This is a genomic window from Reinekea sp. G2M2-21 (assembly GCF_015687175.1).
GTDB lineage: Bacteria > Pseudomonadota > Gammaproteobacteria > Pseudomonadales > Natronospirillaceae > Reinekea.
Genome location: NZ_JADPQG010000012.1, coordinates 17932 through 43226, shown reverse-complemented (window position 1 = coordinate 43226; position 25295 = coordinate 17932). Strand labels below are relative to the sequence as shown.

At 48.2% G+C, this 25295-nt stretch carries 22 protein-coding genes and 1 other RNA gene; 11 read left to right on the top strand and 12 right to left on the bottom strand.

Annotated elements, in window-relative coordinates; genetic code table 11:
• The 3 genes from IYN85_RS24850 to IYN85_RS24840 form a co-directional block, all read left to right on the top strand.
• On the top strand, positions 1-1666 hold a 1666-nt coding region (locus tag IYN85_RS24850), incomplete at its 5' end, for a DDE-type integrase/transposase/recombinase (RefSeq protein ID WP_196161682.1).
• A 12-nt stretch (positions 1667-1678) separates the two neighbouring features.
• Positions 1679-2803 (top strand): TniB family NTP-binding protein, encoded by a 1125-nt coding sequence (locus IYN85_RS24845; protein ID WP_196161681.1) that lies wholly within the window; start codon positions 1679-1681, stop codon positions 2801-2803.
• Positions 2797-4203: a TniQ family protein gene (locus tag IYN85_RS24840; protein ID WP_196161680.1), complete on the top strand. Its 1407-nt coding sequence runs from the start codon at positions 2797-2799 to the stop codon at positions 4201-4203. Before IYN85_RS24845 ends, IYN85_RS24840 begins: the two co-directional genes overlap by 7 nt.
• Before the next feature lie 143 nt (positions 4204-4346).
• Here the strand turns inward: IYN85_RS24840 and ssrA are convergent.
• Positions 4347-4742, bottom strand: a transfer-messenger RNA (tmRNA) gene (gene ssrA / locus IYN85_RS24835).
• A gap of 517 nt (positions 4743-5259) precedes the next feature.
• On the opposite strand from ssrA, the gene IYN85_RS24830 reads away from it, so the two are divergent.
• From IYN85_RS24830 to IYN85_RS24810, 5 genes are all read left to right on the top strand, one after another.
• Positions 5260-6537 carry a coproporphyrinogen III oxidase family protein gene (locus IYN85_RS24830; RefSeq protein ID WP_196161679.1) on the top strand — a complete coding sequence of 426 codons (1278 nt, stop codon included), beginning with the start codon at positions 5260-5262 and terminating at the stop codon, positions 6535-6537.
• The gene (locus tag IYN85_RS24825; RefSeq protein WP_196161678.1) at positions 6534-6806 is read left to right on the top strand and encodes a Rho-binding antiterminator; all 273 of its coding nucleotides are present in this window, start codon (positions 6534-6536) and stop codon (positions 6804-6806) included. Before IYN85_RS24830 ends, IYN85_RS24825 begins: the two co-directional genes overlap by 4 nt.
• A 735-nt stretch (positions 6807-7541) precedes the next feature.
• Positions 7542-8015 carry a fibronectin type III domain-containing protein gene (locus tag IYN85_RS24820; RefSeq protein WP_196161677.1) on the top strand — a complete coding sequence of 158 codons (474 nt, stop codon included), beginning with the start codon at positions 7542-7544 and terminating at the stop codon, positions 8013-8015.
• 416 nt (positions 8016-8431) lie between these two features.
• Complete coding sequence (locus tag IYN85_RS24815) at positions 8432-9028, top strand: fibronectin type III domain-containing protein (protein ID WP_196161676.1); 597 nt, start codon at positions 8432-8434, stop codon at positions 9026-9028.
• Between the two features lie 424 nt (positions 9029-9452).
• A complete protein-coding gene (locus IYN85_RS24810; RefSeq protein ID WP_196161675.1) occupies positions 9453-10229 on the top strand; it encodes a fibronectin type III domain-containing protein in 777 nt (258 codons plus the stop codon).
• 50 nt (positions 10230-10279) lie between these two features.
• On the opposite strand, the gene IYN85_RS24805 is transcribed toward IYN85_RS24810, so the two are convergent.
• From IYN85_RS24805 to smpB, 6 genes are all read right to left on the bottom strand, one after another.
• Entirely contained in the window at positions 10280-11641 is a 1362-nt protein-coding gene (locus IYN85_RS24805) for an NAD-dependent succinate-semialdehyde dehydrogenase (protein WP_196161674.1), read from the bottom strand.
• Positions 11642-11661: 20 nt separating this feature from the next.
• The gene (gene doeA, locus IYN85_RS24800; RefSeq protein ID WP_196161673.1) at positions 11662-12981 is read right to left on the bottom strand and encodes an ectoine hydrolase; all 1320 of its coding nucleotides are present in this window, start codon (positions 12979-12981) and stop codon (positions 11662-11664) included.
• Positions 12978-14246, bottom strand: a complete 1269-nt coding sequence (locus IYN85_RS24795) for an aspartate aminotransferase family protein (RefSeq protein ID WP_196161672.1) — start codon at positions 14244-14246, stop codon at positions 12978-12980. The genes doeA and IYN85_RS24795 overlap by 4 nt, the downstream gene beginning before the upstream one ends.
• On the bottom strand, positions 14243-15451 hold the full coding sequence (gene doeB2 / locus IYN85_RS24790) for a N(2)-acetyl-L-2,4-diaminobutanoate deacetylase DoeB2 (RefSeq protein ID WP_196161671.1): 1209 nt from the start codon (positions 15449-15451) through the stop codon (positions 14243-14245). The genes IYN85_RS24795 and doeB2 overlap by 4 nt, the downstream gene beginning before the upstream one ends.
• Positions 15452-15935: 484 nt before the next feature.
• On the bottom strand, positions 15936-16637 hold the full coding sequence (locus IYN85_RS24785; protein WP_196161670.1) for an SDR family oxidoreductase: 702 nt from the start codon (positions 16635-16637) through the stop codon (positions 15936-15938).
• A gap of 221 nt (positions 16638-16858) precedes the next feature.
• Positions 16859-17344 carry an SsrA-binding protein SmpB gene (gene smpB / locus IYN85_RS24780; protein ID WP_196161669.1) on the bottom strand — a complete coding sequence of 162 codons (486 nt, stop codon included), beginning with the start codon at positions 17342-17344 and terminating at the stop codon, positions 16859-16861.
• Between the two features lie 154 nt (positions 17345-17498).
• On the opposite strand from smpB, the gene IYN85_RS24775 reads away from it, so the two are divergent.
• Together IYN85_RS24775 and IYN85_RS24770 are read left to right on the top strand one after the other, a co-directional pair.
• A complete protein-coding gene (locus IYN85_RS24775; protein WP_196161668.1) occupies positions 17499-17831 on the top strand; it encodes a CidA/LrgA family protein in 333 nt (110 codons plus the stop codon).
• A 3-nt stretch (positions 17832-17834) separates the two neighbouring features.
• Positions 17835-18545 carry an LrgB family protein gene (locus tag IYN85_RS24770; RefSeq protein WP_196161667.1) on the top strand — a complete coding sequence of 237 codons (711 nt, stop codon included), beginning with the start codon at positions 17835-17837 and terminating at the stop codon, positions 18543-18545.
• On the opposite strand, the gene astE is transcribed toward IYN85_RS24770, so the two are convergent.
• The 5 genes from astE to IYN85_RS24745 all read right to left on the bottom strand — a co-directional run bounded on the left by astE (position 18542) and on the right by IYN85_RS24745 (position 22909).
• The gene (gene astE, locus IYN85_RS24765; protein WP_196161666.1) at positions 18542-19561 is read right to left on the bottom strand and encodes a succinylglutamate desuccinylase; all 1020 of its coding nucleotides are present in this window, start codon (positions 19559-19561) and stop codon (positions 18542-18544) included. The two genes, IYN85_RS24770 and astE, sit on opposite strands and share 4 nt — an antisense overlap.
• A 98-nt stretch (positions 19562-19659) precedes the next feature.
• A complete protein-coding gene (locus tag IYN85_RS24760) occupies positions 19660-20361 on the bottom strand; it encodes an ABC transporter permease (RefSeq protein WP_196161665.1) in 702 nt (233 codons plus the stop codon).
• Between the two features lie 3 nt (positions 20362-20364).
• The gene (locus tag IYN85_RS24755) at positions 20365-21072 is read right to left on the bottom strand and encodes an ABC transporter permease (RefSeq protein ID WP_196161664.1); all 708 of its coding nucleotides are present in this window, start codon (positions 21070-21072) and stop codon (positions 20365-20367) included.
• A gap of 150 nt (positions 21073-21222) precedes the next feature.
• Positions 21223-21975 (bottom strand): transporter substrate-binding domain-containing protein, encoded by a 753-nt coding sequence (locus IYN85_RS24750; protein ID WP_196161663.1) that lies wholly within the window; start codon positions 21973-21975, stop codon positions 21223-21225.
• A 160-nt stretch (positions 21976-22135) separates the two neighbouring features.
• Positions 22136-22909 carry an ABC transporter ATP-binding protein gene (locus tag IYN85_RS24745; protein ID WP_196161662.1) on the bottom strand — a complete coding sequence of 258 codons (774 nt, stop codon included), beginning with the start codon at positions 22907-22909 and terminating at the stop codon, positions 22136-22138.
• 651 nt (positions 22910-23560) lie between these two features.
• On the opposite strand from IYN85_RS24745, the gene IYN85_RS24740 reads away from it, so the two are divergent.
• A complete protein-coding gene (locus IYN85_RS24740) occupies positions 23561-25162 on the top strand; it encodes an ABC transporter substrate-binding protein (protein WP_196161661.1) in 1602 nt (533 codons plus the stop codon).
• Positions 25163-25295 lie beyond the last annotated feature (133 nt).

Here is a 25295-nt window from a genome sequence, read left to right as displayed (position 1 = left end):
CAATAATAAAGAAAGCTTTTTCCAATTCAGAAAAACTGCCTTACAGAGTTCTGATCAGCTTTTCAATTTCAATATTAACCGACTAGACAATCTAGTTAGACAGTCTTCAAAAGAAAAATTAAAGACTGCAAGTGAGACAATCAACTTTATCCATCGAATTGAATCGGGTGAGATTACGATAAAAGCTGCGGCGGAAGAACTTAAGATTTCCGAACGAACGATGTACCGAAGGATCGAAAGCTTCAACAAAAACGAACAGCATATTGCTTCTGTTATACCCAATATACCAGGTAGGGGAAACCGAACTGTTCGGCTATCCGATGAAGTTCAAATCATAATCAAAGAAGTCATCAATGAACACTATCTCACTCATACGGCAATTCTCACCGCAGAGGTATTTAGAAGGGCAAAAAACAGGTGTATCGCAGAAAATGAGGACCCGCCGTCAAAGACCACCATATACGACAGAGTCAATGCTTTACCCCCTGTTTTACAAGCATTCAAACGTGTTAGTGCAAAACATGCGTATCAAATAGACATATTAATAAACGACGATAAAGATTTGGATCTGCCCTTTAGCAGGCCAACTCGTTTCCTCCAGTACTGCCATATTGATCACACCCAAATAGACGTTTTCACAGTTGATGGTAAAAAGCCGTGGTTGACCGCTATTAGGGATGCATATACGCATAAGTGGCTTGGCGCATTCCTGTCCTATAACAACCCTAGTTACCTAAGCGTCATGATGTGTATTCGAAGTATGGTTGTTCAGTTTGGACTACTGCCAGAATACATTTATGTCGACGGTGGGAAAGATTTGACTTGCACAAGCTTTGAAACGTTCTGTGCGTTGTACGGAATTATAATTGCGTCAAGAGAAGGACAACCAAGAAAAGGTGGAATAATAGAACGAGGATTTGGGCTTCTAAACACTACTTTTTTTCATAATCTTGAAGGCAACAATAAAGCGGCTAAGAATGTTCGACAGCTCGATGGAAAATCGCAACCCCAAAGCAATTCAATCTGGTCATTGGATGATCTTAAATCTTTGCTTAACACCGCATTTACCAGCTACAACGAAAACCAAGCTCAAGTTGGTAAGCTCACGGCACTAGATTTAGAAGAAATGTCGATAAGAAACTTTGGAATCAAACCAAAGTGCCAGCAAAAAATGACAGACGAGTTTTATTACTCAACCTTACCTCTTGTAGATACTCACGATAACAAATTATCGGCTAAAAAATCAAAATACGTCAGATACAACAAGATGGATTATTTCTCTAATGAGTTTCACAAGATCAGCAAAGTCTCGACTCGATATGATGCGAAATGGGATCCAGAGGACTATCGATATATCTATCTCTTTATCAAGGGAAAATGGGAACCTGCTAAAACTCGAAAGAGGCACATAAGCAAAATATTATCCTCAACGACTGAATCGGTGCTTCTAGAACGGACAGAAAACCAAAGAGCTAGATCTGAAAATGATCACAAGATTTCTAAGGACATAGAAGAAACAAAAGCGAAGCTTTCAGGTAACAAAAAGTTAGTTCAAAACACCCCGAAAATCAAACCCAAGGAGGTAGAAGCGCTACCAGAGTTAATTGAAGACAGTATTTCGGATGACCCTTGGAATATCCCTATTCCAACTTCAAAACGACGATGAGAGGGACATAATATGTATCATAATCAAGCTGCATTTCCAGAAGAACTCCTTCAACAGGACAAAGAAAACCGCGTTGACTACTTTTCCGAGGGCTTTTTACTAGACCACCCGAAATTCGATCAGATACTCAATGACGTCATTAGTCGTTTATTTGATTTTAAGAAGTACCCGATTATCAAAATAACCGGACCAACTGGAGCTGGTAAATCTGTGGTGTGTAAGGAATCCTTAATCACTTGCTTCAATAAGTCTGCTTCGTCAATGAAAATTGGCGATTTACCGGCTATCTATGTCGAGGTTCCTGCACTAGGTGATGTAACAAAATTTCCTTGGAAAATGATGTACAAGGAAATACTCGAAGCACTGATGCACCCTCCAGTAGATTTGCTTAAACAGGCTAAGCACTCAGACCAGTCAAAGAATTCACCAAATGTATTCTCTTTAAAATCGCTTAGTGAAGACGAACTCAGACAACGAGTTATTGAGCGCATCAGGGAAATGAATGTGCAAGTCATCATTCTTGACGAGATTCAACACATGTTTGTCTATACCGAAGCGAACGTTAAGCACAACCTGGATGTATTGAAGAGCCTTACAAATATTTCCAAATGCCAATTCATTTTAGTTGGGACCTACGAAGGAATCGAAAAAATCCATTGGAACGGCCAAAACTCCCGCCGAAGCACAAACCTACATTTTCGACACCATGACTTATCTGACAGCATTAAATCAAAAGAAATAGCAGCTGAAGAGTACAATGGATTTCTTACCGCTTATTCCGGACTTCTGGCACATGTGCCGTTCCATCTAAGTACCGAGTTACTAGCTGAAAACAATATTGATGAAGCTTACGTCCGCTGTGCCGGATGTATTGGAATCTTAAAAGAGATGATAGAGCGTGCGATTGATTCGATGTCAATAACCTCCACGCTAACCCCATCACTTCTGTTTGAGCACAGCATAAGCAGTGATGATATCGAAACTATCTGGGATGAAATTAAAACTGGAGAGGCAATGTTAGAACGGACGTCGTTCAGTGATATACGGAACCGGATTGGTATGAAAAAAAGGAAACCTGGGAAGAAAACCAATAAACCAGTCGGAGTGCGAGACCCTAAGAGGGATCCCATATGCTGAGACTTAGCCATTTCGAAATTTCGGCCGCTCGAGGTAATAACCCTCAATTATTCTACTTGGATGAACGCCGAGAAACAGGTTGCGAATCAAACACTTCGCGCTTGAGTAGAATCGCCTTCAAATACAACATCCCGCCTACGGCGCTCTACGAACACTACTTCAATGAAGGAAGATCAAAGCGAAGCCGGGAGTTTTTCAACTTCGAAATCGCATCCCAAATTAACTCATGCACCCATGAGACAATTGAATTTGAGAGAAAGCTGAATCGAATGTGTGGAATTGAGAGGGAAAAATTTTATTCATATAGCTATTTGCACTCTGTCATTGATCCCAAATCTCATGGACTCATCGCAAAACACAAGAAATGGTGTTCTAGGTGCTACTCAAACAGAAGAAGCAAGTTTGGCAGCGAAGATGAAAGTGGATGTTTCGATGATCTTTACTGGTCTCTAGATCATGTACAACATTGTATGGTGCATGGACAAAAACTCAGCACCAAATGTCCGTCCTGCCATCGAACACAGCCTTATGTTTCGACGTCCACTGAGCTTGGCTATTGCCATTATTGCCAGGAATTCCTAGGAGACAAATATGAAGCTTCTATTGATCTGGATCTACTTGATAATTTCAAGACGATGTTCACCATGTTTTATGTCCATACGTACGATGAATATCAGTTAAAAAGCGAGCAATTTATAGCCAATATGAAAGCCCTTCGCGAAGCTTACCCTGAGGCAACCAGTAAGTACATCGCGGATACTATTGGTGTAAACGAAAGAACTGTTAGAGCTTGGATCAGTGGGGAGAAGCGACCCCAAATTGAGAATTTATTTGCTATCCAGCGCGCATTGACGCTTTTTGGTCCCCATCAGCTCTTTTACCCGACGAATATATTCATGAAAAAAATCATTTTAAACAAAGGATTGTGCTTAAAATTCAATCAACTTTCGAAATTTGGCGTAATTGTTCTGAAAGACCAGATTAAAGCTTACTTACAGGATATGGCGGCAGGAAAAATAGAACCTACTAGCCGAGAGGCTATTGCAGAACACTTTAAAATCGACAAAAACTATTTGTATCGGCACCACAAAATACTTTGTGAACAGGTCTCCCAAGTATACAACGACCACAACCTCATTTTGAGGGAGAAGCTGGAGACTGACTTAAGTTACCAAATTGAAAGAGCTGTTTCGGATCTAATGTCTAAACAACGAGAACCTAGCATAGAAGCAATCATTCGATACTTCCCTCCGAGTTTAATTGACGAAATAAATGATAAATTTACATTAGATCAAATGGCTATCCGCATTCAAAAAGCGGTAGACAATCAATCAAGAAAAAGAAAAGCTAAGTCTAAAAACAGTAAATATAAAAGAATCGGTAATATGGCTTTTGCTTAGGCAAAAAAAATCAAGCATAAGCTGTCAAAAACAGCTAAGTGCTTGATTTTATTAGAAAGCCCTTAGCCGGTGTCAGGCATAAGTTGTCAATTTTGCCAACTTATGCCCTAAACGACACGGCGTGAGGGCTATTTTGTGTTTTATGGTGGAGGCGGCGGGAATCGAACCCGCGTCCGCAAATCCGCCACTCGCGGTCCTACATGTTTAGTCACTTCTTTAGTTTACCCTTGCCGTTACCGAAGGACAGGTGCGACTCGGGGAGCCAGGGATATAAGTTGTCGGCGATCCGGCCTTGGCAACCTTTTCGCTTATCCTGAATGTTTAACGATCAGTAGGCCCGTTCAGGCACAAACCAGTGATCGCCGGGTAACTAAGACCCAGTTTAGCATTACTTACTTAAGTAGTTTCCTAATTAAGCAGCCAACGCGTAGTTGTCATCATTTGCAACTATAAGTTTGCAGCTTTGGTTTAACGTAATTCGCTACCATTACGACATGCACCTGGAGCTTTGTAATCCGCGTCGAAGCCAGGTCGCCCCCTTTAAACTATTTGCACTGCACTGGCTGCGTTGTTGATTTTCACTTCACTCGGTCATATACCAAAGTACATGCCCTTGCTCGCTTCAAATCACGCCTTGCCAGTACGTCCTCCATAACGCTTAAACACTTAATTGCATAAACATTACTGAGAGCAGAATTCGTTAAGGCACTCTTTCGAGTGTGGCTGGGATTAAAATCACCATTCCCCTTTAATTGGGCGTTACGGCCAAATTTCAAGGGCGGCAGAGTATATCAATGCACGAGCTAAAATCCTACTACGGTCGCTTTTATTTTAAAGGGCGTGGTTATGTTGTTGGGCTATAGGGGCAGTTGCGCAAGGTATTCAAGTGTTGGTTCACCCGTTCCGGCCTTTGACGCGGCTCTGCAGCCTGCCATTTTTTACTCATGACACGTCAATTCACGTTGCTGTAGCTGAACGCGGCATAATCTGCGCTGCATCAAACCACCCGAAAACGATGAGGCTAGACTGAAACTAACCCTTAACGGAGGCATTCATATGTCGCTGTTTTCAGACTTACCCCTCACCAGTGCGGCCGTGCGGCGGTTGTTCCGGCATCAACTGCATTTACAGCCGATCCGCCCCACGCTGCCTCATGCGTTAAAAAGCAAGGTCGCGCTGTACTTGCACATTCCCTTTTGCGAGTCGCTCTGCACTTACTGCACCTTTCACCGGGTGTTGTTCAGTGAACCGTTAGCGAGGGCTTACTTCGCAGCCTTGCGCGAAGACATACGTCAGGCGCACGCGGCCGGTTGGCAGGTAAGCGAGGTGTATATCGGTGGCGGTACCCCAACGGTGTTGGTGGATGAGCTTTGCACAACATTAACGTTGTGCCAAACACTGTTTGCACCAAAGGTGATGTCGGTAGAAACCAACCCAAACCATCTGGTGCCGGCTACGTTAACCGCTTTGCGCGCGGCCGGTGTAAACCGGCTGTCGGTGGGTGTACAAAGTTTGGATAACACCCTGCTGCGCGCTATGAACCGATTTGAGGCCTATGGTTCGGCAGAAGACATTCTGCCCCGCCTGGCGTTAGCGAACGCTTACTTTGACACCTTCAATGTGGATATGATCTTCAACTTACCTGGGCAGTCCGTTGCCAGCTTGCAACAGGATGCGCTTGCGTTGCTAGAGGCAGATATCAAACAGATCAGCTGGTATCCGTTAATGCCTACACGGCAAAAAACTTCGTTGTTGCGGGAATCCATGGGGGCTTATCAACTCAAAGGAGAACACAAAAAATACCAGCAATTGTGCCGGGTGCTGGGCCACCGGTATACCCTGAGCAGTGCTTGGTGTTTTAACCGCAATACGGTGAATGCACACGATGAATACGTAACGCAGAACGAACATTATCTGGGCCTGGGCAGTGGCGCCTTCAGTTATGTGAACCACCAATTGTTGGTGAACGACTTTAATATTGAACGCTATATAGAAACGGTACAGGCTGGCGGTAACCGGTTGGTGGCGGGGCAACATTTTACGCCAGCCCAGGCACTGAGTTACCGCATGTTGTTGCAATTGTTTAGCTTACAGGTGGCGGCCGTAGCACCGGTAGACAGGCGATTGCGGAAACTATGGAGCGCCGATATCGCCGCACTAAAAACAGCGAGAATGATTCAAGTTGCAGATGATGCGTATGTGGTTACCGAGCAAGGGCGTTACCTTGCGCTGGCATTAATGCGTGAATTTTACGTGGCGGTGAATACACTACGTGAACAGATGCGTGAACTGCAGGCATCGGAACAGCGGATACTGCTACAGGAAGTTGAATGAACAAACCTATTGCGTGTGACATACAGGACCACTTTGAGCATGTGTGCGTGTTGGCCTTACCCGTTCGGCTAACGCGGATTGGTGGCGAACGCATCCAGGGCATAGCGGCAACGCTGCGCAAGGTTGAGGGCGACGAATGCCTTGTATTGCGTGTCCACGGCGGTGAGCGAACGGTGCCGCTGCAGCAGGTCGCGACCCTGCGTTACCCACACTCCCAAGGCGATGAAGAGATGGACGGCCAGCGCTGGCGCGTCATCCGGTTGCGTTAATCAGAAACAAAACCGACAGGCAAAAAAAAGCCACCCGAGGGCGGCGAGCTGCTACTTCTCTAACAACAGGGATAAGAAACACATCTGGCTAACTGTTCGCCGGTGAATGGCTGTACACCGAGCGAGATCCAAACAATGCTATAAGTTGAACCGGTTGGCAAAAAAACTGGATAAAATTCAATCAGAATTGCCTTTTTGAGTGATTTTTCGACACGTCCTTGACGAATATCGCCAAACCCACGCCAGAGTCGATGGGAAATTGGCGGTATTTGATCACCAAATCCACCGGCAGGTCAGCCAGCCGCCGAGCTGGTTTACAAACTCATATAAATATCCTCAGGTGTCATACTAATCATTGCGAAAGCAAGGGTTATGGGTCCAACGAACTCAGTTGATGACTTCCCTCGCTCAAATACCTGATCTAAGACTCACAGGGCTCTGTGTTCATGCGGATTTTGTGTGATGAACAGCACATTGTACGGATACCCCGGAAGCGCCCGAAATCCGGGGTTTAGAGTCAATTTTTTGATCATCGCATTTGTGCCCCCAAAACATCGTTGAAATAACCTGAATCCGTCAACTTTCCCACGAATTATCACGCCATATACGCCAAAAACAGCTGTCTCGGCACATTTTTGTCACAACAAAGTACGAATTGAACCCCATCACACGTTTATTTCAGCGCCCTGCGTACCATTTGCTCAACTTTTAACCAAAACGCAGGTAGCACAGAACATGAAATTTCTTCCTTTAATTGTTTTTTCACTTTCATTCGTTGCATTGACAGGATGTCAGATCGAAATAACACCTATCGGCCAGGAAGAAATCATCGTGGATGATAAGGGTCCAACCACCGACAATGGAACGGTTACCGACAATAGTGGTGACACTGGAACCGATACCGGCACGGACACTGGACGCGATACCGGCACGGACACTGGAACAGTAGCCACCAGCGTTACCTTGTATTGGTCCATGCCACAGGAACGCGTTAACGGCGAGTCAATGACCTCAAACGACATTGGCGGTTATGAAATCCGTTATAAGACGGATACCGATGACACTTACCAAACGGTTCAGCTAAATAACCCGGCGCTCGACCAATATATTATCGACGGCTTGACGGATGCGACTCTGTACCAGTTTGAGGTGGCTGCGTACGACGCCGATGGTATTTACAGCGACTTTGTGGTCGCGGCAGCTAATTAAGTCAACGTTTCTAAATTTTTTAAAGACGGAGCCTTCGGGTTCCGTTTTTTTTGCTTTGGTGTTTTTCAAGGCCACTGTAAAAAAAAGAGCCTCTCATGCCTTTCGCTCATCGCACCTGGCTAAAATTTTACGAACACTCTTTGTTCCAAAAAGAAATCTAAAAGATAAACGACACAGTAAATTGGAAAACACATACGCCAATAATTTGATGCAGTGGACCCAGTTCACATTTCATTGTGTCTGCGCCTTTATTACGTCAACGCTTAAGTGCAGATGAGAACTCACCGTGTCAAAAAAAACTTTTTAAACACAATTTTGTGACAACTCAGTACAGCTTGAACCCAGTCACACGAAAAAAAAACCTCCCACACTACCATGCGCAAAACTTCTTAATGCAACACACAGGCGTAACTGGAATGAAAATCCTTAATCTCATTGCAATCTCTTTTTTCATGATCACGTTGACCGGATGCCAACTCGAAACACTTTCATCAGACAATGGCACTGTCGAAACAGATGAGAAAGGAAAGGGTAACGGGAAGGAAACCGGCAGTGGTAACGGCAACGGCAACGGAAAAGGCAACACCGGCACAGATACTGGCACAGATACCGGCACAGATACTGGCACAGATACCGGCACAGATACTGGCACTGATACTGGCACTGATACTGGCACAGATACCGGCACAGATACTGGCACTGATACTGGCACTGATACTGGCACTGATACTGGCACTGATACTGGCACGATGTTTACCAGCGTCACCTTGTATTGGTCTTTACCGCAGCAACGTATGAATGGTGAACTGATGACCATGAACGACATTGGTGGTTATGAGATCCGTTACAAGACGGATGTCGAAGCAACGTATCAAACGGTTCAATTAAACGATCCAGCTGTTTCCCAATATGTTATCGATGGTTTGACCGACGCTACGCAGTATCAGTTTGAAGTCGCGGTGTATGACGCCGACGGTATCTACAGTGACTTTGTCGTTGCGGCGGCGAACTGATAAACCAACTAAAACAAGCCAAGAAACGAAATGGAATTGTCGGTTCCATTTTTTGGTATGTAACGTTGCGAAATTTGATTTCTATTATGAGAAAAGCGACTCCATCACAATCCCATTGTTGATCAGTTCCGCTTCAAAAATTTTGACATCATTATCTTAATTACCAGTCATATTATTGTTAAAACTATTTCCTAAAAATGTGATTCAATTTTCTAAAAATTGCTACTGAGTCACATAAACGCTTGCATCACCAATTGACACAAACCCTTTTTTTCTTTCGCCGAGCGGTAAATGAGCTGGCAATCACAGAGTTATAAATTCAATTATTTTTTTGATCACAGGTTGAATTCCATCACATGAAAAAAACAAATTGCTCTATACCATCCGCCTACCCTTAAGACACACGAGAGCAACGAACACCTTTATGAACATTCTCCACCTTGTGGCAGCGGCTTTATTAGCGAGCCTTTTAACCGGCTGTCAGATCGAGGTGTTACCGTTAGATCAGGATGATAATGTTAATGTCGACGGAACAGACAACACGACAAACACAGAGACTGACACTAACAATGAGAATACAGACCCGGACAATGGTGACACAGGTCCGGGCGAGGGAAACGACAATGGCGATAGCGGTACCGGCGATGGTGATAGCGGTACCGGCGATGGTGATAGCGGAACCGGCGATGGCGATAGCGGAACCGGCGATGGTGATAGCGGTACCGGCGATGGCGATAGCGGAACCGGCGATGGTGATAGCGGAACCGGCGATGGCGATAGCGGAACCGGCGATGGTGATAGCGGTACCGGCGATGGCGATAGCGGAACCGGCGATGGTGATAGCGGAACCGGCGATGGTGATAGCGGTACCGGCGATGGCGATAGCGGAACCGGCGATGGTGATAGCGGAACCGGCGATGGTGATAGCGGTACCGGCGAGATAAAAACATCCGTCACGCTGTATTGGTCAACACCTTTTCAACGAATGAATGGGGAACCACTAAACACAATTGATATTTCGGGTTACGAAATACGTTATCGCAAAACATCTGACACCGAGTTCAAACATGTGTTTATTGATAATGCCGCAACAGAGCAATACCAGTTCACCGGTTTGGATAATGCGTTGATGTATCAATTTGAATTAGCCGTGGTCGATAAAAACGGCATTTACAGTGAGTTCATTACTGCAGTGGAATAAAAGACAAAAAGCCAGCAGATCCGCTGGCTTTTTTGGTTTTGATTGTTCAGCTATTTCAACCAGATCTGCTTGGCGTTGACAAATTCCAGTATGCCATGCGGGCCGAGTTCGCGGCCAAAACCCGAACGTTTAATGCCACCACTGGGCAACCTTGGGTCGGTTTTTACAATGCCATTGACCGATACCTGACCGGCATCGATTCGCCACGCGAGCTGTTCCGCCCGGTCAACATCCGCGCTCCAGATAGCCGCACCCAGACCATAATCAGAGTCATTCGCCAAGGTTATGGCGTGCGCACTGTCTTCAGCTTTAATCACTACCATCACTGGACCAAACACTTCTTCTGCGAAGGCACACATACCTGGCTGTACATCGGCTAGCAGAGTGACAGGATAATAAAAACCGGGACCGGGAACAGGTTCGCCGCCCAATAAACAACGCGCGCCTTGCTCGCGAGTTTCGGTCACCTGGCGATGCAGGTTATCGCGCAGATCCGCCCGCGCGATAGGACCAATGTCGGTGTCCGGGTTGTTAGGATCCCCAACCTTCAGTTTCGCCAACCGTTGCCCCAGTTTCTCGACAAACGCATCATAGACCGGTGCCTCCACAATAATGCGCTTAGCGGCAATGCACGACTGCCCTGCATTAATGGTTCGGGACAGTGTCGCGACGTCGGCCGCGGTATCCAGGTCGGCATCCTGCAGCACAACGAAAGGGTCTGAACCGCCCAGTTCCAACACAGAGTGTTTGATTTCCGACGCAGCCACGGCAGCCACAATACCGCCAGCTTTGGCGGAACCGGTAAAGGAAACGGCCTGAATAGCCGGGTGCCGGATGGCGTGCTCAACATCCTGCGTAACCACCGGCAGGTTGACGACAATGTCGTCCGGCGCACCCGCCTTGCGGAATAGATTGGCAATCGCTTCGGCGCAACCTGGCACATGCGGGTCATGTTTCATCACACAGGTATTACCCGCCATCAGCGCCGGTGCCAAATAACGAAAGGCAATCCACAACGGGGCATTCCAGGGCAACACACCCAGTAAGACGCCCAAAGGTTGATGCCGTACATAACTGCGGCTGGCGTCAGAGGCCAACACTTGGTCCGCCAAATACCCTTCGGCGTGACTAGCATAATGTTCGGCGCACCAGGCCGATTTTTCCACTTCCGGACCGGCTTCTTTGACTGGCTTGCCCATTTCATCGGTCATCAGTTTGCCGAGTTCCGCTTTCTGCGCGCGCAGTTGCTCGGCAACTCGGTTAAGAACAACCGCCCGTTCGCGCAACGGCGTGCCGCGCCAAGCCAGAAAAGCTTTCTGGGCACGTTCGATGTGCGTGTCGATATCGGGTCGGCTCAACACGGCGTAGCGTTTGAGTAACTCCCCATTGCTTGGGTTAATTGCATTCAACATAAATAGCTCCTCACATCGGTTCAGGCTTCGGTAACCTTTTTTGTTTTGGGTGATCGGTTAGGCGACGATTTTGCCGTCGTCTCCGCTCGTGACGCTGCCGTTTCTGCCGAGGTTTTTGTTTGAGCGTCGGTAACCGTTGCCGTGATTTCGGTCACCCGTTCGCTGTTAGCCTTCCGGTTGGGGTGTACGGTGAAGTCTTTCTCCAGTGAAAAGAAGCTTTTAATGCCACTGTCTGTGACGTAAATGGTGTCAGAAATACCACAGGTTTTATCACCGTCGATGCCCCACATCCAGGGAATAATGTGGAAAGTCATGCCCTCGCGCAGAATAGTAGAGTCACCCTGTTTCAAACTGCAGATGTAACCTTCGTCCCAACTGGGTGGAAACGCGATACCAATCGAATAACCAGAACGGGTGACCAGCCGAGCGCCAACATCGTTATGCGAAATGATGTTACGCACCAGGTTATCGACATCAGACACGGTCATGCCCGGCTGCACATAGTCGTGTAACGAGGCCAGCGCCACCTTCATCAGCTCCTGCGCTTTGTACATAGAATCGGTCAGAGTCCCATTTACAGCAGTGCGCATCATGGCAGTATGATAACGACGATAACAGCCACCCACTTCCAGAAACACATGTTCGCCGGGCAACACTTCGCGCCCCTCCCAGGTGGCATGGCCGATCATCGTCCTCGGCCCTGAGGTCACATAAGGCATAACGGCCGGGGCTTCGCCACCGGCTTTAAACATGGCCGCGCTGATTTCCGCGGCAATGTCATTTTCGGTTACACCGGCGTGCGCAATCGCCAGACCGGCTTTCATTCCCGCTTCGGTTGCCAAGGCAGCTTTTTTCATTAATTCAATTTCAACTGGCGACTTGCAGATACGCCCCTCTTCCACAATGCCAAAGCAATCGAGTAGCTTGGCGCGCACCAGTGTGGTGTGAATGAAATCTTGCTGGTAAGCCGGGAAAAAGTAGCTGTTCCGTTCGTAGCCAATGCGTTTGTCATCTAGGTGAAATTCCCGCAAGGCATCCACCAGCATCTGAATCGCATCCCCGGTGTCCGGGTAGGGTCGTGTGCGTTCTACCCAGGTTCGGTGAATCACGTTGGACTCTTCCATGGCGCGAGTGATCATGAACGGTTCTTGTTCCAGCGGCACAATCAAAGCCTGGAAAAACGAATAACCCGTGGTTTGATAATCGGTCAGGTACATAATGTTTTCCGGGTCGGTGATCACCACGGCGTCGAGGCAACGAGCTTCAATCCGTTGGCGTAACTCTGCAATCCGGCGTTCATACTCTTCCGGTGCAAAGGTCATATCGTCTCGTTTTTTCATAAGGCCCCCAATACTTCTCGCGTCGCGTTAATCACAATATTCATGCCTTCGTTTAAATCGGCATCGTCGATGGTCAGCGGCGGTATCAATTTAATGACCCGACCACCGGTGCCACATGCACCCAGCAACAAGCCGGATTCAAAACAATTTGCGACTATTTGTTTGGCTTTAGTACCGTCGCCAATATCGATACCCTGAATCATGCCTTTGCCACGAACTTGCACGCCGTCCATCTGCGCCAGCTCGCGCAGCATTTCCTGCATCACGTTCGTCTTGCGGGCGACTTCGTTCATCAGGTCCGGGTTAGTGAAATACTTCAATGCTTCGGTTCCAGCAACGAACGACAAACTTTGCCCACGGAAAGTGCCGGTGTGTTCGCCGGGTGACCATTGCTGATCGTGTTCTGGTTTCACCAGATTCATGGCCAGCGGTGTACCCCAACCACCCAGCCCTTTGGCGAGGCAGATGATATCCGGGTCGATATCCAGGTCATCGAAACTGAAGAAAGAACCGGTGCGCCCCATACCTACCTGAATTTCATCGACAATGAACAGTGCGCCTAATTCTTTGGCAAGTGCCTGAACATCGTGTAACCATGTTTTATCAGCGACATTAACGCCGCCTTCGGCCTGAATCACTTCCAATAAAAAAGCAGCTGGCTTTTCCAGCCCGGAAGACGAATCCAGATATTGCGCACGCAACGCACGCAACTGTGAACGACCACAGCCCAACTCGCAGTTCAGACACGGCGTGTCGCAACCGAAAGGTTGATGAGAAACATGATTCAATGGCACACCGGAAGCACCGCGGAAATATTCATTCGCAGTAGCGGCGAGTGACCCTAAGGTCATACCATGAAAGGCGTGGTTAAATGCAACGATATTCGTCCGCCCGGTAACGCGACGAGCGAGTTTCATGGCTGCCTCTACTGCGTTGGTACCGGTCGGTCCAACAAACTGCATCACATGTGGCATATTGCGAGGCTTGAGAATGACGTCGGTAAAGGTTTCCATGAAGGTTCGCTTGGCGGTCGTGCTCATATCCAAACTGTGCGTCACACCATTGTTCTGAATGTATTTCACCACGGTGCTGGTCATGCGAGGGTTGTTGTGACCAAAATTCAACACGCCGGCGCCGGCAAAAAAGTCGATGTACTCTTTGCCGTTTTCGTCGGTTTGCCTGGCGTTCAACGCGGTATCAAATACCGTTGGGTAAACACGGCTGTAGGCGCGCAGGTTCGATTCACGTTGATCAAAAATACTCATGCATTTCCTCCCATGCAGACATCGGTCTGCGGTTGTGTTTGACCAAAGGGTGGTGTTTTTACACCCGCGAGTTGCGCGTACCAACGCACAACTTTTTCCAGCAATCGGTCATTGAAATCGTAATAAGCGCTGTGACAGGGGTGAGCGTTCTGCTCGCCGTCATTGGCGCCAATCAGGGCGAAAGCACCGGGTCTCTGTTCCAGGTAATAGCTGAAATCTTCCGATGCCATGATCGGCAACGCGACGTCGCTGCCGAGCGACTGCTCACCAAACTCACGTTGCCAGGCGTGTCTGGCATGGCTTGCCTGGCGGGCATGATTGATGGTGGCGTTGTAACGCGGTTGTATTCGCACATCACAACTCACATCGTAGGTTCGTGCGGTGTCTTTACAGATTTGTATAATCCAGGCGTTGACCTGTTGCTTAGTGTCTGTGTCCGGTACCCGGATGGAACCACGCAACGTTGCCGTTTCAGGAATAACAGTAAGGCCACTGGGCGCGTCAATCGAGGTAACACTGACCACAACTGGTTGTTGCGGGGATGATCGCCGACTGACAATCTGCTGTAGGTTCAAGGTCATGGCTGCGGCAGCCAACACCGGGTCCCGACACGACTCTGGTTGGCTGGCGTGACCTCCGGTACCGTTAAGGATGACCTCGAACGTTCCATTGCCGCACATCACGATGGAATCCGGGCACACAAATTGACCAAAATCGATGGCAGGCCAGTTGTGCCAACCGTACACTTCGTCGACCTGATCCAGCGCGCCGTCGGTGATCATTTCACGCGCGCCGTGCCCACCTTCTTCTGCCGGTTGAAACAATAAGGTAACCGGGCCGGGTAACGCCGCCTCACATTTTTTTAACCAACGAGCGCTCGCTAACAGTGCAGCGGTGTGCCCATCGTGCCCGCAGGCGTGCATCACGCCATCCTGGTCTGAAGCCCAGTTTGCACCGGATTTTTCGTGAATGGGCAGTGCATCCATATCGCCGCGCAGGGCCAAATGGGTTCCCGGTGCGTTTGGTGCCAACCACGCAACCGTGCCCGTTCCAGCACAGGGACGCCACGAAATATCAAGCTCCGTTAAGACTTGGCGAATACGCGCAGCGGTTGCGGTCTCCTGCCAGGCCAGTTCAGGATGGCGATGTAACTCATGCCGAACCTGGCGCGCAAACACCAGTGTGTCATGCCAAAAATTTTGCATAAATCCTGTTTCACTTCGGGTAGCTACGCACCACGCAAAAACGGCGACAGCTTTTGGGGCTGACCGTTTAGCAGCGTGCGAATAGCTGGAATGACAGATGTTGTGGTGCGTTCACCACGCGTTTTGAATCAGTGCGGAACGCGCTGAGGAGACATGAATTCAGGATTCAGTGATGACACTGAATTTTTGGGAATCGCGGTAAAAGTGCGGATGGTTGGTTCCATGACGTTATCCTCCTGGCTGCTTAGTTTGAACAAACAGACTGTTGGTTGACCGTGCTTGGAATACGACGACTAACAAGGGTAGATCTCGTAACCGATGCTGACTGCGACGAACACAAAGCTATCCAGCAATAATGATTCACCTTGGCACAGGGTTCTCATTTTTGCAAATTCAGTAAAACCATGCATATCGCGTTCCGGTCTTGGCAAAATCACAACTTTTGCCACGCGCCTGGGGTTTCCCGGGCCGCGATTTTTTATCGCTACCGGTAGGGTGACCGCTGTGGGCGAACCACCATCTCGCTGACACAGGTTTGCACCGGCATGTTAATAGCCAGGCTGACCATGGCAGCGATGTCTTCCGTTTGGATCATTTTTTCCGGGTCGAGTCGTTCCAGGTTCGATAATGGACTGAACACAAACCCAGGGTGCAGTAACGTCACGGAGACACCGTCTTCACGAACTTCCTCAAACAACGCTTTGCAGAAACCTTCCAACCCATGGCGTCCCGCACAGTGTGCCGCCATACGGCTCATGCCTATTTTTGCGTACATTCCGGCGATAAACAGATAACTGCCCTGCTGTTGTTTCAATACCGGTAACGTTAAGCCAACCAAGCGCATCGGCGCATGCAGAATTACGGCCAGCGTACGTTGCCACTCTTCCAGAGCATCTGGGCCACTGTCGACCGACTTACCGCCACCGGCCGTCCAGACTACGGCCGAGAACCCGCTTTGAGAATTCGCCCACTCCGCGAGTTGAGTCACGCCGGTCGGGTCACTTAAATCTGCGCTGAACGTTGTACAAACGCCGCCCCCCTGTTCTACAGCTTGCTTCGTAGCTTGGAGTTTGCCGTCGTCTCGGCCGTGGGCCAGGATTTGCCAGCCATCTTTAGCCAATTGAGTGGAAATAGCGCGGCCGATGCCGCCACTGGCCCCGACGACCAGTGCACTGTGTGTTTCCATAAACGCCTCCGATTACGGCTTAAGGGTCATCAGAGTTTAGCCCGGATTTTTCACTATCATGCTCAAATTCACTCTGTATCCCAAAGCAGGCATGACATTCAGACCCATGGACTTCGGGTAGCAAAATCATGATGAACAGATCAGTGTCTGAAAAATCCAAAGCAAAAAAAAGCGAAGCACGGTATCGCGGCTTCGCTTTCTTATTTCAACAGTAACGGTTGTTAACGGTTACCCTGCTTGAGAATACGCTGCTTGTTCAAGCCCCATTCTTTTTCTTTCATGGCGGCGCGTTTATCGTGCAGTTGCTTTCCTTTCACCAGCGCCACTTCGGCTTTGATCTTGTTACCCTTCCAGTATACCGCCAGGCACACTGCCGAATAGCCAGTTTGCTTGGCTTCACGCTCCATCTTATCGATTTCGCGGCGGTGCAATAGCAGTTTACGGGTCCGTGACGGATCTGCGATAACATGCGTCGACGCCGTATTCAACGGGGTCACATGCGCGCCAATCAAGAAGGCTTCTTCGTTTTTGAAGATGATATAGCTGTCAACCAGCTGCAGTTTTCCGGCGCGGAGACTTTTCACTTCCCAGCCCATTAACGCAAGACCGGCTTCGAACTTATCGACAATGTGATAGTCGTGACGGGCTTTCTTATTCTGGGCGATGGTGCCACCAGCGGTGGACTTGGATTTCTTTGCTTTACTCATGGCGGCGATTATAAGGGATTTTTAATCTGGTGCACGCGAAACTTCGACCATTGCCCGATAATAACCCTTTGAAATATCGGTTATTATTGCCCAGTCTTTGCTCGCGTTGCCTTTCGGGCATATCCTTTAGCCCGTCATCGTCAGGAAGTGTATTGTGCTCGGTATCTTTGTCTTAATTCTGTATTGGTTTGCCGGATCGGCACTGGTCGCCTGGGCTGACTGGCCTATTCCGGGCAGTGTCGTGGGTTTGCTTGGGCTTTGGTTAACCCTGGTTATTTATGGCAGCGTGCCCGATTGGCTGAAACAACCGTCCAGTCTGCTGCTGCGCTACCTTACCCTGTTGTTTGTGCCCGCAGGTGTTGGTTTGATTGAGCATTGGGCTCGGTTGCAGGAAAACGGCCTGCAGATTCTCGTCATCATCGCAGCCAGCAGCCTATTAGCCGCTTTAGCGATGGTCGCCATCTTTAAACTGGCGCGGGTCAAATAACACATGAGCTTCGAGATTCGCACATTACTGGCGATTAGCGCGACACTGGGCATCTATCTGTTAGCCGAACAGATTTACATCAAATTGCGGCGTTCACCTCTGGTTCACCCGGTGCTGCTCAGCATTTTCACCCTGATGGGATTGTTAACTTTGCTGGGCTGGGATTACCCAACTTACCAACAAGACACCCTGTTTATTCATTTTCTGTTAGGCCCAGCCACCGTGGCACTGGCCATTCCACTCTACGAGCAGATGGCTTTGATCAAGAAGATGATGTTCCCGTTGTTAATTTCGTGTCTGGTGGGCGCCATCGTGGCTGCATTCAGTGCTGCGTTGCTCAGTGCCGTTTGGACGGGAGAAGAATTACTGAGCCTGAGCCTGATTGCGAAATCCATCACCACCCCCATCGCGATGGACATTTCTGCAGTATCGGGCGGCAGCCCGTCGCTAACGGCGGGTATGGTATTACTCACTGGGGCCATTGGTTGCCTGTTGATACCGATAACCCTGAGATTATTGCGCGTGCAGAACGATGCCGTGCATGGTTTTGTTATTGGCCTAACCGCTCATGGTTTTGGCACCGCGCAGGCGTTTGAGAAATCGGTGACTTGTGGTGCGTTTGCCGGCTTGGCGATGAGCCTGACCGGCGTCTTGAGCGCGTTTGTCTTACCCATCACGCCCCTGGCGGATTGGGTGCAGGTAATCGTGCGTTAACCTTTTTTCTTCAGCATCAAGCCCGCGCGCTGTCCTACTGGCACTTGTCGATTTGGGAACACGATGTATTCTGGTTCAGCTCCGACCCGGTATTCGGTCTCGCCGTCTTGCCAAATGCGTGTACCGGGCGCAAAATCCGTAAAGTTTGCGACATCGTCAGCAACATCGAACACCCAGTTGTCACTGGTTTTTATAACGGAATGACACACTTCAAATTCGTCAACAGAATCGGCATGCTCGGCATTGAGCGGCTTGCCTTCGATCAATCCACGCAATGCCTGATCAATGCCGTTAAAACGGCTCAGATCATTTTCACCAAAGGGTTTTACTTTGCCTAACTCCAACGTAAAACTCTCTGCACCATGCTTCAGTGAGGTGAACGAGCTGAAGGTGTTGGCTTCTTTCTGTTGCAGCAGCACGGTATCGATATCAGCGCAGGCCAGGAATGATTTTTGTTCCGCTGGTAACTCACGCCCCGGCACAAAGGGGTACAAACCAAAACGTTCCCGCGCGCTGTCGCGTATCGCGGTGTGGCAATCGTAATGGTAACGTTGTTTGACTGTTACCGGTTCTTCGGCAAAGAAATTCGCGACGTAAGCTTCCAGTTTCGCTGCGCGTTTCACCTCTTTCAGCGACAGGTCCTGTTGCTGCCAATCGCCACAAAATAACCGGTTCATGTTCACGTCCACAAAACGCTCTGCGGCGATCATGGACCAAGGGTTGCCTAAGATAAACAGCACCCGTTGAGCACACTTAGCGTCTTCCGCAAGAAGGTCGTCAATGATCTGCGACACAATCTCAATCGGCGCTGTTTCATTGCCGTGCACACCGCAAGAGATCACTAACGAGGTATCACAGGCGGTATTCGGTTCAAACTTAATAACACCGACATCCAGAAACGTCACTTCTGTTCCGGCAGACAAGATATCGTGGCGGGGCTCCAACGTTTCATCGGCACAGGCCATGGTGTGTTTGATAATGTTTTTATGGGGTGAAAAAAAGAAAGAATTCATCATGGTGTTCAGATTCTATAACTGTTGGATAGGACGTGCCGAAAGAATAGCAAATGAAAATAAAGCCAGTTAAAACTGGCTTTATGAAAAAGAGCAATACGTTAACGCGGTTGCAAATGCCCGAGCAGTCGTTTTTCCAATTGCTTAAATACGGCGAGAATTGCAAAGGTCAAACTCAGGTAAATCAGACCGATCGAAATAAAAGCTTCAAACGGCGCGTAGTATCGTGCATACACATCACGCGCGGCTCCGAGCAGATCGATAATGGTCACCGTAGAGGCAATCGCGCTGGCATGAAGCATAAAAATAACTTCGTTGGAATAAGCCGGAATGGCACGCCGAAACGCACTGGGCAATACGATGCGTTTCATCCGTTTGCCCCAACTCATGCCATAGGCTTTCGCTGCTTCAATTTCGCCGCGCGGCGTTGCTTCAATCGCGCCACGGAAAATTTCAGTTGTATATGCTGCCGTGTTCAGTGCAAAGGCAATTAAACAGGGGTAATAGGCGCGCTTTAAAATCACCCACCAGAAGCTTTCTTGAATGCCATCGATGAGCGTGACACCGTAATAAATCAGGTACAACTGGATCAACAAAGGCGTACCACGAAATACGTAAGTGAAACACCAGACCGGCCAATTAATAAACGGATTACTGGAGGTGCGCATAATGGCCAACGGAACAGCAAGTGAACCACCGATTAGCAAAGCGATGAACACCAGTTGCACGGTCATCACAAACCCATCCCAGTAATGCGCCCAAGTCCAAGGGTTGGAAAAAATTTCTGTAATTGATTCAATCATGACTTAACCCTTCACCACACCGGCACTGTAACGAACATTCAACTTGCGGAAGACAATGTCAGACAACGCAGCAAACAACAAAAACATCAGCGCTACGGGTAATAAAAACTTGAACGGCTGACCGGTTGTTTTTGCGGCCTCAGTGGCTAAGCGGACCATATCCGCCAAACCAATAACACTGACCAGCGCCGTCGTTTTTAACAACACCTGCCAGTTATTGGCGATGCCCGGAATGGCATGACGCATCATTTGCGGAAACAGAATACGTTTAAAAATCTGCCAACCGCTCATGCCATACGCCTTGCCTGCTTCGATCTGACCAACATCCACTGATAAAAACGCACCGCGAAACGTTTCGGTCATGTAAGCACCGAAAATAAAACCGATGGTTAACACACCGGAGATGAATTCATTGAACGAAAAGAAAATGTCGATGCGCCCATCAGTGGCATCATAGAGGCGTTCAAATATGGCGTTGACCATAATTTGGCCACCATAAAACAACAGCATCATCCAAACCAGATCTGGAATACCGCGGATAATTGTGGTGTAGCCAGTTGCTATGCCCTTCGCAAGACGATTGTGGGAAAGTTTACCCAACGCCCCAAGCAAGCCCAGAAAAAAAGCCAGCAGTAACGACAGTACCGCTAATTCAATGGTTAAAATTGCACCACCAAAGATAGATGGACCATAGCCTTCGAAATCAAACATCAGGTAGTCTCTTGTTGTTTTAATTAGATTCGCTTTGTATTCACTGAGCTTTCAGCGCATAGAGAGCGGCACTAACAGAGGTTAAGTAAGAGGGGCGAAGCCCCTCTCGGATTCAGCTCACCGGACCCGGTGAGCGGGACATTCAAACCATTACAGTTTGATGTCGAAATCGAAGTAACGGTTCATAATTTCGTCATATTTACCGCTAGCTTTGATTTTTTCCAATGCTGCAGAAACTTTGTCTGCCAGTTCAGTGTCACGCTTACGGAATGCAGCGCCTACGCCTTCACCGAAAATACGCACAGGCTCTTTCACGAAATCACCCACTTGTTTGATGTCTGCGCTGTCGCCCAACATTTCCAGACCCACTGGTGCGTCAACAAACATAGCGTCTAAACGGCCACCTTTGATATCAACAACCATGTCATCTGCTGTGGTGTAACGAACGATTTCAGAATCCGCCAGGAATTCAGTCAGGTACGTGTCCTGGATGGTGGCACGCTGTACACCGATACGCTTGCCTTTGGCATTCGCAGGATCAAACGCACCAGGTGCGAAGAACGCAGATGGGGTAGTGTAGTATGGGGCAGAGAACAATACGCGCTTCTGACGTTCTTCGTTGATCGACATAGAAGAGAAGATCATGTCGTATTTACGCGCCAACAGACCAGGAATGATACCGTCCCAAGCTTGGATAACCCAATCACAATCTTTGCCAGTGATTTCTTTACAAACTTCATTGCCCAGTTCAATTTCGAAACCGGTCAAAGTACCGTCAGGTGCTTTGTATTCAAACGGAGGATAAGGGGCATCGACGCCGGCACGGATCGTATCCCAATCTTTCGCTTCAACAGCTGAGGTCAGTGCCAGAGCACCAGCGATAGCGACTAGTGTTTTTTTCATTTTCATTGCTCCATGTTGCAAAAAGTTGAGTGTTTCGATTGCTCTACTTGCTCATTTCTAATTATTAAGGTTACTGTGAGCAGATTGTGTTGACCTGTTCACAGTTCCCTGAATCCGCCTGACAGTGAGCATCAGACATCATTTTCTAAACCACCAAAAATTAATATTTCGGTGACAGAAACTGCTTCATTCGTTCAGAAGACGGGTTTTCGAACACTTTCTTCGGATCGCCCTGTTCTTCAATGCAACCTTCGTGCAAATAAAGGACATGGTTAGACACATCTTTGGCGAACGCCATTTCGTGCGTTACCACGATCATGGTCCGGCCTTCATCCGCCAGCCCATGCATCACCTTCAATACTTCACCAACCAGCTCCGGGTCCAGTGCGGATGTCGGTTCGTCGAACAGCATCACTTCCGGATTCATGGCCAACGCGCGCGCAATAGCCGCACGTTGTTGCTGACCACCCGACATATGCGCCGGGTAATAATCTTTTCGGTCGTACAGGCCAACACGATCCAAATGTTCTTTGGCACGCTCCATAGCTTCCGCTTTACTGATACCCAGAACATTTACCGGTGCTTCAATGATGTTTTCCATCACGGTCATGTGTGACCAGAGATTAAACCCCTGAAATACCATGGATAAACGTGAACGCATCTGTTCCACCTGACGATTATTCGCCGGTACCCGAATACCCCGCTTATCGGTTTTGAAATCTATCTTTTCACCATGAACCTGAATATCACCTGAAGTCGGGACTTCAAGCAAATTGATACAACGTAAGAAAGTTGATTTACCAGACCCAGAAGATCCGATCAATGAGATGACATCCCCTTTATGGGCTTCCAGTGAAATCCCTTTAAGCACTTCGTGCTCGCCGAATCGTTTGTGGATATCGCTTACGACCAAAGCGGCAGCGTCTTGTGACATGGAAGTTTCCTCATCTCTCTGGTCCGGTATTCATCTGGGAAATATGACAACCGGCTGGTTCTTGTAATTAGTGAGCTCATTCTGAACAACGAATAAGTTGAATGCAAAACATAATCCCACCCGCCATTTTTGCCAGTGCGACATATTCACATTTGTATGGAGGGCTATTCGTTACACCATTCACTCAACGCGTGACGGGCCTGACGGTAATAACCCAGCGCCATTATTGGAGTCTCGTAACGAAACTGTTTGTAGCCAAATGTCGGTAATTTCAACGATTTAAACCGAAAACTTAGAATTGCGGCTGAGTCTAGCCCTTAACTCCGCCGCGTTTCAAGCATTTTTGGGCGCATTGAAAAAGCTGCACCAACAGACAACATAGATTGCGCAATTAATGTTCATCCGCCCCAAATCGGCGCCAAATAGATCGTTTGGCAAACAATCGACACACCGTCACTGATAAAAAAATCAAAAATAGTCATACGCACTTCTTGCCAGCTATGAAGACCTGCTTTAAGGTAATTTGCCTATAGCAGGCAAACTGCAACACTGTATTGCCGTATAACAATAATTGCGTATGAAGTAGTTACGCGAGTCAAAACTCACTGACGTCGTTCCCTATCCGGTACGGCACAAAGGAGAATCATAATAATGAAGATCGGCCTAAAATTATTAGCCAGCGCTACTATGGCAGCAACACTTGCCACCGGCGCAGCTGCTGCAAATAAGACTTTTGTCTATTGTTCAGAAGCCAGCCCAGAAGGTTTTAACCCAGCCTTTTATACATCAGGAACATCTTTTGATGCTTCTTCGCGGCCAATGTTCAACCGGCTGGTTGAATTTGAACGTGGCGGAACCAGCATTGTGCCAGGTCTGGCCGAAAGCTGGAGCGTTTCTCCAGATGGTATGACCTACACCTTCAACCTGCGTAAGAACGTCAAGTTCCACCAGCGTAAAGACTTCCGCCCATCACGGGATTTTAATGCAGACGACGTTCTGTTCAGTATCAACCGACAGTTACTGGATAGCCATCCATACCATAATGTCAGTGGTCAGGAATACGCCTACTTTGGCTACATGGATATGGCAAACATCATCAAGAGCGTTGAAAAAGTTGATGATTACACCGTCAAGTTTCATCTGAACAGTGCCGATGCAACCTTCATAGCCAACATGGCGATGGATTTTGCATCAATCTTCTCTGCTGAACAGGCTGACATGTACATGAAAGCCGGAACCCCAGAACAATTGGATAAAATCCCCGTGGGAACAGGTCCATTCGTTTTGGCACAGTACAAGAAAGACTCTGTTATCCGTTATGTTGCGCACACTGCGTACTGGGAAGGCAAGTCTAAGATTGACCGATTGGTATTCTCGATTACACCAGACGCTAGCGTTCGTTATGCGAAACTGAAGAAAGGCGAATGTCACCACATGCCGTATCCGAACCCTTCGGATGTTGCAGCAATGAAGTCCGACTCAGACATTAACATTCTGCAGTCTAACGGTCTGAACGTAGGTTACCTTGCCTTCAATACGCAAAAAGCTCCTTTCGACAACCAATTGGTTCGTCAGGCGTTGAACATCGCGACCGACAAAGAAGCGATTCTCGACGCGGTTTACCAAGGTGCCGGTGAAGTAGCGAAAAACCCAATTCCACCAACCATGTGGTCTTACAACGATGATGTTGTCGACTACGAATACAACCCAGAAATGGCGAAGGAATTGTTAGCGGAAGCAGGCTTCCCGAATGGTTTCGAAACCGATCTGTGGGCAATGCCAGTACAGCGTCCATACAACCCGAACGCTAAACGTATGGCTGAGCTGATTCAGGAAGACTGGGCCAAAGTGGGCGTTAAAGCCAACATCGTTTCTTACGAATGGGGTGAATACCTTGATCGTACGCAGAAAGGCGAGCATGAAACCATGATGCTGGGCTGGACGGGCGACAACGGTGACCCAGACAACTTCATGTATGTTCTGTTGGGATGCCCAGCTGCAGAAAGCGGCGGCAACCGTGCTTTCTGGTGTGATGAAGAATTCAACGGCTTACTGGAGCAGGCGAAAACAACTGCCGATGTAGAAACCCGTACTGAACTTTATAAAGAAGCTCAGGTGATCTTCAAAGACCAGGCTCCTTGGATCACAATCGCTCACTCGGTTGTTTTCGAACCAGTGCGTAAAGAAGTGACTGGGTACAAGATGAGCCCATTCGGTCAACATGACTTTTACGCTGTCGATATCACAGAGTAATTAATAGTGTGTTGAAACTAAAGGCGGCCAACTGGCCGCCTGCTTTGTTTGAGTAAAACTGTCATACATCCATTATTGCAGTGGGTCATTCCCTCCAGTGACCTTGTTTCCGGCAAGTAACGGAACACTCAGA

Coding starts and splice junctions, on each gene's coding strand:
- IYN85_RS24785 (WP_196161670.1), bottom strand. CDS start 16,637: ATGGAAACACACAGTGCACTGGTCGTCGGGGCCAGTGGCGGCATCGGC.
- IYN85_RS24840 (WP_196161680.1), top strand. CDS start 2,797: ATGCTGAGACTTAGCCATTTCGAAATTTCGGCCGCTCGAGGTAATAAC.
- IYN85_RS24805 (WP_196161674.1), bottom strand. CDS start 11,641: ATGTTGAATGCAATTAACCCAAGCAATGGGGAGTTACTCAAACGCTAC.
- IYN85_RS24755 (WP_196161664.1), bottom strand. CDS start 21,072: ATGTTTGATTTCGAAGGCTATGGTCCATCTATCTTTGGTGGTGCAATT.
- IYN85_RS24810 (WP_196161675.1), top strand. CDS start 9,453: ATGAACATTCTCCACCTTGTGGCAGCGGCTTTATTAGCGAGCCTTTTA.
- smpB (WP_196161669.1), bottom strand. CDS start 17,344: ATGAGTAAAGCAAAGAAATCCAAGTCCACCGCTGGTGGCACCATCGCC.
- IYN85_RS24770 (WP_196161667.1), top strand. CDS start 17,835: ATGAGCTTCGAGATTCGCACATTACTGGCGATTAGCGCGACACTGGGC.
- IYN85_RS24760 (WP_196161665.1), bottom strand. CDS start 20,361: ATGATTGAATCAATTACAGAAATTTTTTCCAACCCTTGGACTTGGGCG.
- IYN85_RS24825 (WP_196161678.1), top strand. CDS start 6,534: ATGAACAAACCTATTGCGTGTGACATACAGGACCACTTTGAGCATGTG.
- astE (WP_196161666.1), bottom strand. CDS start 19,561: ATGATGAATTCTTTCTTTTTTTCACCCCATAAAAACATTATCAAACAC.
- doeA (WP_196161673.1), bottom strand. CDS start 12,981: ATGAAAAAACGAGACGATATGACCTTTGCACCGGAAGAGTATGAACGC.
- IYN85_RS24845 (WP_196161681.1), top strand. CDS start 1,679: ATGTATCATAATCAAGCTGCATTTCCAGAAGAACTCCTTCAACAGGAC.
- IYN85_RS24750 (WP_196161663.1), bottom strand. CDS start 21,975: ATGAAAAAAACACTAGTCGCTATCGCTGGTGCTCTGGCACTGACCTCA.
- IYN85_RS24815 (WP_196161676.1), top strand. CDS start 8,432: ATGAAAATCCTTAATCTCATTGCAATCTCTTTTTTCATGATCACGTTG.
- IYN85_RS24830 (WP_196161679.1), top strand. CDS start 5,260: ATGTCGCTGTTTTCAGACTTACCCCTCACCAGTGCGGCCGTGCGGCGG.
- IYN85_RS24745 (WP_196161662.1), bottom strand. CDS start 22,909: ATGTCACAAGACGCTGCCGCTTTGGTCGTAAGCGATATCCACAAACGA.
- doeB2 (WP_196161671.1), bottom strand. CDS start 15,451: ATGCAAAATTTTTGGCATGACACACTGGTGTTTGCGCGCCAGGTTCGG.
- IYN85_RS24820 (WP_196161677.1), top strand. CDS start 7,542: ATGAAATTTCTTCCTTTAATTGTTTTTTCACTTTCATTCGTTGCATTG.
- IYN85_RS24740 (WP_196161661.1), top strand. CDS start 23,561: ATGAAGATCGGCCTAAAATTATTAGCCAGCGCTACTATGGCAGCAACA.
- IYN85_RS24795 (WP_196161672.1), bottom strand. CDS start 14,246: ATGAGTATTTTTGATCAACGTGAATCGAACCTGCGCGCCTACAGCCGT.